Source organism: Paenibacillus sp. E194, from assembly GCF_000935845.1.
Lineage (GTDB): Bacteria > Bacillota > Bacilli > Paenibacillales > Paenibacillaceae > Paenibacillus_B > Paenibacillus_B alvei_B.
On sequence record NZ_JMDX01000195.1, the window covers coordinates 1 to 10,932 of the forward strand.

The window sequence follows — 10,932 nt, forward strand, 5'->3', positions numbered from 1 at the left end:
CATGAACCAGATGCCATCCTTGTCGTTCACAATAGGCTTTGATCTCATCTTGCTGGTAAGACAGGCTGTAGCCATCCTTCGCTTGTCCTTGTGTACTAACCCGAGCATAACCTATGACATTCATTGGATTACCTCCCTGTTAACCCTAGCGTTACACGAATTAGAATTAATGTTACGCTAAAGAGTTATACCCTTAAAAGTATATAACTATTGTATTACCTTTAAGCGTATATATCAATGCTAGGATGGATAGAATATGATATAGTACGGTTAACAGTATGATGTATTTGGTGGAGGATTACTTTCCCATGAAATTAAAAATTAGATTAAAAGAAATACTAGCCGAAAAAGGGATTTCTCAGCGGCAACTCTCTTTACAGATGAATATTCGACATGCAACGATTAATCATCTATGTTCCGACTCTGTTGATCGGGTTTATATCCGAACGTTAGAAGCCGTTTGTGAAGCTTTAGACATTTCGATTCATGAACTAATTGTTGAAGATCAGGAAGCATAGACATTTAAAAATTCATCCATAGTCGGTCGCTGGATGTGCTATGCCCTTTTCTCCAATTCATTTCAAGCCTTTAGATGTAAACCATCCCCCGATAACAGTTATCGTGATGGTAAACATTTTTTAATCTATTGGATTGATTTCTCTTAGTTTTCACGTACAATTATAATTATGTTATTTTTATTTCATCCATCATCATGGACTTTTTATCGTTATCGGCAAAATAACGTGTCCCTGTCTGAGAGGATGTGTTTCCTAGCTGTTTATAGCTAATGGACTTAGGCAGTTCCCTTTGGGAATTGTCATTTTTTTGCCGTGCTCTTGCGGATGGCATAGGTTGATGGTTTATATATCTGCCTTAGCGTCGATTCGTCGAACATGCGTTGCAGCATTTGGAAGCCAAGCATGGTTTCGATCTTGGATATGTCTTCTTTGTTTTCCATCAACCAAGCTAAACCTATGTCACTAGCTTCTGTTGGATATTCGATCTGACCAAGCACCTTATCTGTCATGTAGTTAAAGAAAGGCTTGGCAATCAATTCAATGGCTTTCCTTGAAGGTGCATACTTCTTCATGTCGTTATCGCTCGGATTGACTTCAAGTCGCAATATCCCCTTGGCACGCTCGATAATGTCACTTGATTCCTTAGCTTTCGTGACTTGCTTATGCTTGTCATAGAACATGATTCTACTACTCTTATTCCAATATTCTACAGTCTGATCTTGGTTGTACATAGTCGTGTTCTTATAGGCTAATTGCTGTTTGCTTAGTAACCTCACGTAATCACCAACATTCTTACCGACTTGAAAATTCAAGCAAACATCACATCGACTGACCGTCCATTCGGAATGTGGAATATGAATATGAAATAACTGCTGTATTCTTTCTTGTAATCTATCGAAGAATAGTGGTATATCTACTTCTTCTAACATTGTTACATTGTCTCCATATAGGAACTTGGGAATGGAGACTTGGATATGTAGGGTTTGACTACTCTCGATATATTTTATATATGGAATTTGTTCATCATAAATCGTATAACTTGTATTTAACGCACCTGTTTCCTTGCTCAAAAATGTAATAGCGTTACCAGTAAGCTGATTCAATATGCCTGAATCAATGTAAACAGGTCTTACTTTCAACCTTACGGTGTCAAACATATATAACCTTCTCTCTATTTTTAAGATAATCTAGAATCTTGAATGTAATTGGATATGTTATAAGAATGGGTGACATAGTTACATCATCCTCACCCCCTTTAAACTTTATTATTCTAATCTTCAATCCACAGTAAATCATACTTCTTCAGAAGCTTATACAATTCATTGTGAAAATTTTCATCACCTTCATTCCACACCATAAATCCTGTAATACCCATGAAATACATCATGGAGCGTAACGCTTCAATCCGCCTGTCATGCTTACTCTCCCATTGTAGTTGCTGCTCAACATTTAAATTATCTGATACAGATTCATTGAATACATTTGAAGTTCTTTCAAGTATCTCGTATCCTTTATTACCTTTGTCAACAGAATACAGTTCATCATATAAAACACCTTGAAGCCGAAGAATTATCTTCTCAATTTTCAATTCATCATAAATCATTCGTTTCTCTTCTTCATAAGGGTCAATCGACCTTGTGTACTCATGTTCAGTTCCATTTGCTTCCGTAAAATAGTCAGGTATTTCAAATGAATCCCGTCTCGAAATTCGATTAAGGTAGTCCAATCGCAGTTCAATTTCCTCAGTTTTCGTTAATTCTTTTTGGAAATATTCAGTTTCCAACTTGAATAGTTTAGACAGTGCTTCAAGTTTAGCTTTGGGTATGGGTCGACGCTTACTCAACCAATCTGTTACTGTTGAAGGCGTGATCTCCAGCTTCTCAGCTAATTTCTTATATGTTCCGTTATATAGCTTTACGATGTATTCAAGTCCGATCATATTTATCACTCCATTCACAATGACGTATCAATACGTCTTGAAACAAATATACCACCTGACGTATTGGTACGTCAATAGTTTGGCATTAATATTTAAACAAAGAAAACCACATGGAGTATTAACTCGCATGTGGCTCGACTCTGTTACTATAATAAAAATGGTTTTGCTATTATTGATTAGCATTATTCAAACGGACTCATACCCGTCAGTGGAACATTGAAATCAACACGTTCTGTTATAGACAACTCCTTTCTTCAAAAGATATTTCATCATTATTTAGTTGTAGAAAAGTTATTTTTAATGGGCTGAGTGTAATCCCAACTTATCAATTTAATATTGTATTTATTAAGTAATTCATCTGCACGTATAATACCATCTCTGGTACTTCCATCCGCATACTTTTCAAAATATCTTGCATTAGGAAAACTTTGTGTGTACGTTACTCCTTCATTCATATCACCCATATAGTACTGAGCAGAACCCGGATAGTAATATATTTCTTTTGTGTCATTAACCTTCAACAACAATATATTTTGATTTCCGCTGGCTAAATGCTCTTTCCATTTCCGATATTTCCCCCTGCCTTCATCTACGCCAATGCCATCATACTCACAGATTAAGGTATCTTTAATAACTATTCGTTTACCGTTAATTTCATATTCTAGACGAAATGGAAACTCAGCATATGTTACTTCGGGACGTGAAGGACTCGGCAATAAGAAGTTCCCTATAAATATCATAAGCCACGGCCATACGGTAATATATAGCACAATCGCAATAATAGCCGTCACAACAATAATCACAACTGAAAGTGGGTTTATCTTCATTTATACCCAGCTTCCTTTAATGCATCCATGACTGCACCCATCGAGTGATTTCGTATATTGTCATACATACTGGTTTGCCACAAATTTCTCCAACCCCCTCCATATTGTTGAGGTAAATACACCGCTTTATCTATTGGTTTACTGAACCAACCTTCTGCACCATTTAGTGCATCTCCTTTTACGATAAATGCAGTCATGCTGGCCCTATAATTGGAAGAATTTAAACCGTACGCTTTAAGATTTACAGTTGCAGGGTTGAATATGAAGCTATTTTTATTTGTCGCTACTGCATTTGCAGCTGCCTCTGCTCCACCTTTTGAATGTCCGATCATGGTTATTTCATTATTGGAATTACTTTTAACAAATTCTTTTGACTTTTCAATTGATGCTTTCATGTCATCTGATGAACCAAACAACTGTTGCACGTTATTTTTCCAATCATTCAAACTTGTTGGCGAAGTGCCTTTATTAACTAACGAGTATTCAGTTTTCCCATCACTTTTTACTCTCGAGTATACCCCCATTTTCATATTATCGCCGCCAGTTATTAAATCCTCAAATGTCCATCCACCTGAAAGGGTATATTCCCTTCCTTTTTCGGCACTATAGATGTGATCTGCCATTATTGCCGCTTCAAGCGCAGTAGGAATATGTCCACTAGGGTCTACATGAATTAATGGATTATTGTAAACATACGTATATAAATTCAAACTCAGCGGATTCTTGATTTCCCCTTCATACGTATCCTCATTAATAAACCGTCCTACACTTGGATCATACCATCTTGCGCGCAAATATTGCAGATTCGTTGTCGTATCCCAGTATTCGCCCGAGTATCGGAAAATGTTCGGGACTCGCTCCTCTTGGACCAAAGGATTGCCCCAGATGTCATACGTATAGCGATTCAGTACATTGCCTTGGGCATCCCGAATTTCGGTAACATCACCGTGTCCGTTGGATACGTAGTATTGCAGACCTTGTCCTGGTACCTGGCGGGCCAGCAGCTTGCCGATCGAATCATGAACATACGCTGCCGTAATCGTGACGCTGCCGTTGCCTTCTACTCTTCCTTCTGCTACTATCTTCGCTCTATCGTCATAGTAGTAACGAGTCGTTACGCCGCCTTCGGTCCGTTCCACCATGAGGTTGTCCCCATTATAGCGGTAGCTGACGATTTTGCCGTCTTCCGTTGTTACTTGAGTCAGACGGTTGCGGCTGTCGTACGCGTAGCTGGCTCCCTTGATGTTCGGTACCTGATCGCTTTGCAGGGTTCTGCGGTTATCCCGATTATCGTATGTGTATGCCTCGTTGAACTGGCTTGAGGTCTTGATTCGGTTCAATGGATCATAGCTGAATTGATACCCTGCTCCATTGTCGTTCTTCGCTACAATGTTGCGATTGTTGTCATAGGCATAGCTGTAGTTTCCTAACAGCGCAGCTCCTTGCTTCTGCTGGATGCCTGCAAGATTAAAGCCATCATACGCATAGTTCTCCAAGAATCCTTGCGCCGATTTCAATTCTGCCAAGCGAGTATACGAGCCATCGTATTTGTATTCAAATTGCGTGAGTTGCGAGCCGTTGGCATCTAAGACGGCCATACTTGTTGGGTTCGGCAAGATGCCAAGGTGCCCGATTCGCTGCGTGATCTTATAGCCCCCGGCCGTAACGGTCTGTTCTGTACGCAATCCCCTAATTTCATAATCGTAATTGATTCTGGTTTGATCGGGATAGGTGATCGATGCCAATTCTCCTGTTGGATAGTAGGCATAAGTTGTCGTGCCCGTCTGATCCGTCATTGCCATCCGCTTGCCCGTCGAGTCGTAGCTGTACGAAATCCTCTCGTCCGGAGCAACGAGGGCAGTCAGGAAATTGCGGTTACTGTACTCGAACTGTTGAACCTGGCCTTTCCGGTCGATGCTTTTGATCACGTTTCCATTGCCGTCATAGTAGAAACGTTTGCTTTGCTTGTTCGGATCGATCTGCTGCAGCAATCGGCCGATTTCGTCATACCGTTTTTCAATCGTATTTCCGTCCGCATACTTAATCTCGACCATATCTCCCGACAGATTATACCGATAGCGTGTCGTCTTTCCTTCGGCATCTGTAACGGCGATCAGGCGGCCTAGTACATCATACTCGTACTTTGTCGCATTGTGATTACCATCGTAGGCAGTCTGAACATTCCCCGCGAGGTCATATTCGTACCGTGCCGCTGCCACAGCTTGACCAGATGGTTTGATTTCTTCTTTTGTAATCAAGCGATCCATCACATCGTAGGTTTCACGTATTCCATTATTGGCCCCATCGTAAGTCGTTTTCGTGTTTGCGGCATCGTCGTAGATGGTTCGGTTCTGGCCATAGATGAAGTTTTCTTTCGTTACGCGTCCCCAAGCATCATATTCATATTCAATCCAATTATCGTCAAAGGTTCCTTTTCGAATCATATGGCCATAGCGATCATACTTATGCCTTGCTACCCCGCCACGTCCATTCGTTTCTTTGATTAGATTTCCCAATGGATCGAACCATTTTTCGATTTGCTGTCCGTTCGGGTGCGTAATCGTAATTTTGTTTGCTGCATCATCGTAAGCTACAGCGGTCTGTGTGCCGTCCGCATAGATTTCCGCAGTCATCCGTCCCAGCTTATCATGCGTATACTTCGTTTCATTTCCGTTGCCATCGATGTATTTCGTCGGATCTCCTGTCGATGTGTTATACTCCATTCGGGATACGATGCTGTCCGGTGCTCCGTCGACATTCGTAACATTCACCGATTGCTTGTTCAAAAACATCGTTCGAAATTCAGGGCTGAACTCTTGCTGGATAACCGTATCCCGAGGCTCTCCCTTGATGCGTATCGTGATCGGATTCCCCATGGGATCATATTCATAATTCAACTGCTGCACGATCGTTCCTTGTTCGTTTTTAGATTGCACTTGCAGCAGTCCGCCAGTACTTCGATCATATTGGTATTCGGAATGCAGGTTCTTGCTTTGCCCTGTAGGCACAACGCTGCGGATAAGCCCCTTCTGCTTATTCGGAGATCCCAGCTCCCCATACTCATAACTGCTTGTGGCGCCTAACGGGTTCTTTTCAGAAACGATATACCCCCAATTTTTCCCATCATACGTTCTAGTCGTAATTCGAGGTGCCGAGTTTCGCCCATCTCTGCTTCGAACCTCCTCAATTCGAATTGGGTTCGGGTTTTTCATTCCTCTGTCATATTCATATTTGACCTTTCGTCCTTCATTCCCGCTATCTGTACGCGTCCTCGTTTCTTCCAAGTATAGACTCGATGGGGCATCACTTCCATTATATCGTTTGTCATACACATAGGTCGTTGTTTTCAGACCGTCCGTTACATCCACCGAGAAAGAGTTATCTTTGAACTCCTTCCCTACATCACCGTTATTGAACGTGAAAATCAACTCATTTTGATGCGTTCCAGAGGTCGAACTATAGGAGTCCCTACGCGTTTTATAGCGAATCGTTTCCTCTTCCGCATACTCCCCAATTTTACGGAATACCGGAGTATCGAATGCAAGCCGGGTAATTGCTTTCGTTGGATGCTCGATTACGCTTAAGGCGATGGTATCGTTTCTCCCCCATTTCATTCTCATTAAATCGGATTGTCCATCCTTGCGATAATCTTTATGATCCCTGTCAAAGTTGAAGTAAAGGTCTTTCCACACACTGTAATCGTACTTGGTGGATCGCCCCATCGGATCGATGACCTCAGTCAGTAGATCTTGTTCTAGGACGGATTCTCCTTTAATAGAGGTCACTCTTTGCTTTTTATAGACAACTGTCCGACCTCCGGTTTCCACGACAATTGTATTATCGGGATTATACGTAAAAAACATAGCATTGGCACCGGTTCTTGAACTGTTTGACGTCACTACTGTACCTAGTTCTGTACCGTAATAGATGAATTGAATATAATTCCCGTCTTTATCCTTTATTAGAATTAAGTCGCCCACGGCATTAAAATATTGCCGTACCCCTGTTTTATAATTGGCAAGCTCATACGCAGCCTTTTCACTTCCTATCTTTACATTCTCTGATTCAGAAAAGTTCAGATCATGAAAAGGATACCCCACAATATTAGATCCATCGATTCGATAAGTGCCTAAGCCGGAAATATATAGGTACATCTGTCCGTCTACTCTTTTGAAATAGGATATATCCCAAATCCACCCTTTTCCGAGCTTGAATCTGCCTTCTTCATCGGTTGATTGTTTCGTGATGTTCTTATAGCTATCCGCGTTGAAAGTAATATCGTTCTTGGCTCGAGAGCTGTCGTATACGCGTCGCAGCGCAAAGTCTAAACCGTTAGCTCCAGGCATGACCAGATCCGTTGCCTCAACACGCAGGGAAGCATCAACGGTCGATATATGATCAGTTTCCGAACCAACTGCATAAGGAGCTTGATCCAAGCGAATCGGTGCACGTTGCAGCGCGACCTTGTCGTATGGACTATCGCTCAGCGATCTCTTGACCCGATGCTGGGGATTGTATACTAGATCGGTTACCGATCTAGGTTCTTCTCCTCCATAAACCTGATCCGTCACAGAGACGGGGCCATATACGGCAGCAGTTACACTTGCATTATGAGCATGTAGGGGATCCGTAACTAGCGTGGGGTACTGCTGTTCCATAAACTGCTCATACGATCCGCCCTTCTGCTGAAGAAGCAGCCCTTGATAAATATGATGAAGCTGGTAGCCCTTCACGATTTCATTGACCACCCAATCCCTTGCTACGCCAAACATTTCCGTAATCGAGGTAACAGTGATTAGCTCTTCTAAGTCCGATAAACTCTCGTCTGCACCATATACACTAGAAGTGACGGTTCTATTGGATGAGAGATTCGAAGACTTAGGAGAGTCTTGTGCTGATGTAATAGGTATACTCGTAAACAATAGTGCACATGCAAGAATCATTGACAAATATCTCTTCAAAGCTATTTCCTCCTTCTATTTCTATTGAGTTATCATGGAGAGCTTACTTCACTTCATTCCATCTCTTCCGGAAGAAACATTTCTATCGGCCCTGAACTGTTGTAGACCGGGTTAAATCGCAAATTATGAATTACGACGTTTTCTGCCCACGCTTTGTTAGGATCAATCGGCAATAAACGGACATAAATCGTAGCGTAAGGAGTATTTGGTTCAATATCTTCTTGTATATTTATTACCTGTCTTTCATTTGGTGACGAATAGGTTTTTTTATATTTTTTAGGAAAATTATTTATATCACCGAATCCTCTATATAGGTATACTTCAATCTCCAATTTTGCATTATTGCTGTCTAGAATTGAAACTTCCCCGCGCAGAGAAAATTTTTTCTGCATTGAACTCGGTTCTAGTTTAATATCTTGGTAGATTTCAGCGGATTTATTTCCCCAGGTTCCATATGGTATAGCAATGTTTTGGCCTCTGTTGTCACCACTCTGCCCAAAAACAGCTCCTTCAGCCGCTCCCCTAGTGTTTTTTGTCCAACCTTGAGCGACATCTACATTTTTATCAAATTGTGCAAATTGCGAGTTCCATAACGCCTGAGGTTCTGTACTATACTCGATTGAAACACGATCAATATCAACGTCGCCAATGCTAATACCACTATAACGAGCCCCCACAAACACGGTTGCATAGACTGCGCCTTTCGGAATACTCCCTCTCAGTGATGTGGTCTTGTCAGTGTTACTATCCGAAGAGGTATAATCTGTCCCTAGCAATGTCCCCTTCTCATTAAAAAACAAAATTTGCAACTGAGATTCCGCATGATTCATCCGATGAAATATCCCTCTCATTTGATATTTTCTCGAAGAATCATCAATTAATAGATGTTGTATAATATATTTTTCCTTGCTAGTACTGTTAGAATTACGGGAAATAATCTGCCTTTTCTTATATTCATTTGTAGTCTTCAAGTAAAACCTAGCAGAACCAGTATCCCCTGAAATTCCCCAATAGTCTGGAATTTCCCCCTCCGCTACTTGAATTTCTCTGCCCTGAAAATCATGGTTCATGAGCAAATTAAAATAAGAATCTAAACCGTAAGAGACATCAACCCCCTTAATTACTATCGTGCCAGCCGCATTATTGCCAGTTGAATGGATCGCGATTTGCACAATCGCTTTTTCTGCTTTTTGGGGAATCATACTTTCTCTGAGGCTCATTGTGTAGAAGAAATCTTTCTGCAACGTGCTTTTTTGGCTCGCATTACCGATAACCTTTCCTGTGTTATCTACAAAATCGACCATCATCACAGCCTCTGCATTCTGTAAGTGTTCAATCTTCAATGAAGATTTCACGTCAAGATTCCTGCTAGAATCCTTTGGAATCGATAGTGTTTGCTTGACCCCAATCAAACTCCCCATTGGAATATTACGGGCTTGAATCTGCTGATGATTTCGTGATCCTATTTTTTTCATGATGAAGCTGGATACAGCATTGTTATCTGTCATATATGACCAGCCTACCGCTTTACCACCATTGTCTACTTCTTGAAAATCTCCGTTTTGCAACTTATCCATATACGTCTTCTCTCTTAAGCTTCTACTTGTCAAATTTCCATTGTTATCTGCCTGATAGACGATTTCTGTCTCATTTTGCGTGATTACGCTTAGATTACCATTCTTGTCATAACGATACTCCGAATCATAAGCACTAACGCTAGATACGGAAAACGTCAAAAATGATAGCACTATGAACACAATTGCACACTTCATGTTTCGCCCTTCCTTTCTAAAATATATGACCGTCCCTCTCTTTCAAACAACCGTTCTACCTCCTTCATTATTCTAGGACTTACAATAATAATATCCTATTTTCCCTTGATTTACCTATTTTAAATTTTTAGGAAACTTTTCTTCGTTTTATTTTTGAGTGAAGTACATATCTGAACCGAATAAAAAAAGACTTACTTGGTTAGAGTAAGTCTTTTTTATGGTTATTTAGGAAGACAGCCGGAATCTGCGCTTCTTCGCATGACGAAGTACAATTTCCGCTGCTTGCAGGCGATGCTCCGCATGTTCGGATTCCATCATCTCTTGCAGAACCTGAACAGCTCTGCCGAATAGTGCGTCCGCTTCGCCCTCCGTGACTCGCAGTTCTTTTCGCTTCATCGGACGCATGAACATCCAACTGTTCATTGCGTTACGTTCTACACTAACCTGCTGCATGAGCATCGTCGTTTCTGTTGAATACCAATCCATATTGAATCACCCCTCACCTTGGTTTCCCATTGCGGATTGCTTCCCTGTTCCTTCTTCATTTGCATTCGTATTTACATTTGCATTTGAATTTACATTTACATTCGCATTCTCATTTGCTCTTGCATGCGGCTCACCTAACCCGATCTCCGGTTCCAAGTCCGAATCATCAAACCACGGCTCATCAATTTCGAACCCTGTCGTCATCAGATAATACCAATTCCCCTCAGTTTCTTCCGGCTCATCGAACTGATCCAATTCCTCCAACAAAGCCCGATATTTCTTGCGCCACGCAAGAATCTTCTCTTTCGTCGACCAAATCTGAACCTGAACACTTAACCTGCTAATGCTGTCCCAATCCGATGCTTCGAGTTGAAATGCACGCTCCGGTGCGGAGATAGCTCTTAACCGCGCACGCTCAAGTGTGTGTAC

The 10,932-nt window shown here is 41.4% G+C and carries 8 protein-coding genes and 1 pseudogene; 1 reads left to right on the forward strand and 8 read right to left on the reverse strand.

What is annotated here, in order from left to right; translation table 11 throughout:
* A partial coding sequence (locus AZ66_RS30845; protein ID WP_197081752.1) for a recombinase family protein occupies positions 1–124 on the reverse strand: 124 nt, incomplete at its 3' end.
* A 184-nt stretch (positions 125–308) separates the two neighbouring features.
* Here AZ66_RS30845 and AZ66_RS21715 point away from each other — a divergent pair.
* Positions 309–518 (forward strand): helix-turn-helix domain-containing protein, encoded by a 210-nt coding sequence (locus tag AZ66_RS21715; protein ID WP_021259370.1) that lies wholly within the window; start codon positions 309–311, stop codon positions 516–518.
* Positions 519–817: 299 nt separating this feature from the next.
* On the opposite strand, the gene AZ66_RS21720 is transcribed toward AZ66_RS21715, so the two are convergent.
* The 7 genes and pseudogenes from AZ66_RS21720 to AZ66_RS32045 all read right to left on the reverse strand — a co-directional run.
* Positions 818–1,675: a hypothetical protein gene (locus tag AZ66_RS21720; protein WP_044356742.1), complete on the reverse strand. Its 858-nt coding sequence runs from the start codon at positions 1,673–1,675 to the stop codon at positions 818–820.
* Positions 1,676–1,788: 113 nt separating this feature from the next.
* Positions 1,789–2,457 carry a helix-turn-helix domain-containing protein gene (locus AZ66_RS30095; protein WP_052648744.1) on the reverse strand — a complete coding sequence of 223 codons (669 nt, stop codon included), beginning with the start codon at positions 2,455–2,457 and terminating at the stop codon, positions 1,789–1,791.
* 272 nt (positions 2,458–2,729) lie between these two features.
* Positions 2,730–3,284, reverse strand: a complete 555-nt coding sequence (locus AZ66_RS21730) for a hypothetical protein (protein WP_044356743.1) — start codon at positions 3,282–3,284, stop codon at positions 2,730–2,732.
* The gene (locus AZ66_RS21735; RefSeq protein ID WP_044356745.1) at positions 3,281–8,245 is read right to left on the reverse strand and encodes an RHS repeat domain-containing protein; all 4,965 of its coding nucleotides are present in this window, start codon (positions 8,243–8,245) and stop codon (positions 3,281–3,283) included. The genes AZ66_RS21730 and AZ66_RS21735 overlap by 4 nt, the downstream gene beginning before the upstream one ends.
* Before the next feature lie 53 nt (positions 8,246–8,298).
* Positions 8,299–10,017, reverse strand: a complete 1,719-nt coding sequence (locus AZ66_RS21740; RefSeq protein ID WP_044356746.1) for a hypothetical protein — start codon at positions 10,015–10,017, stop codon at positions 8,299–8,301.
* Between the two features lie 225 nt (positions 10,018–10,242).
* A complete protein-coding gene (locus AZ66_RS21745; protein ID WP_021258988.1) occupies positions 10,243–10,503 on the reverse strand; it encodes a hypothetical protein in 261 nt (86 codons plus the stop codon).
* Between the two features lie 6 nt (positions 10,504–10,509).
* A pseudogene (locus tag AZ66_RS32045) lies at positions 10,510–10,932 on the reverse strand (hypothetical protein); the annotation flags it as partial.

Excerpts from the sequence above, each read along its gene's own strand:
- AZ66_RS21715 (WP_021259370.1), top strand. The coding sequence starts at position 309 with ATGAAATTAAAAATTAGATTAAAAGAAATACTAGCCGAAAAAGGGATT.
- AZ66_RS21720 (WP_044356742.1), bottom strand. The coding sequence starts at position 1,675 with ATGTTTGACACCGTAAGGTTGAAAGTAAGACCTGTTTACATTGATTCA.
- AZ66_RS30095 (WP_052648744.1), bottom strand. The coding sequence starts at position 2,457 with ATGATCGGACTTGAATACATCGTAAAGCTATATAACGGAACATATAAG.
- AZ66_RS21730 (WP_044356743.1), bottom strand. The coding sequence starts at position 3,284 with ATGAAGATAAACCCACTTTCAGTTGTGATTATTGTTGTGACGGCTATT.
- AZ66_RS21740 (WP_044356746.1), bottom strand. The coding sequence starts at position 10,017 with ATGAAGTGTGCAATTGTGTTCATAGTGCTATCATTTTTGACGTTTTCC.
- AZ66_RS21745 (WP_021258988.1), bottom strand. The coding sequence starts at position 10,503 with ATGGATTGGTATTCAACAGAAACGACGATGCTCATGCAGCAGGTTAGT.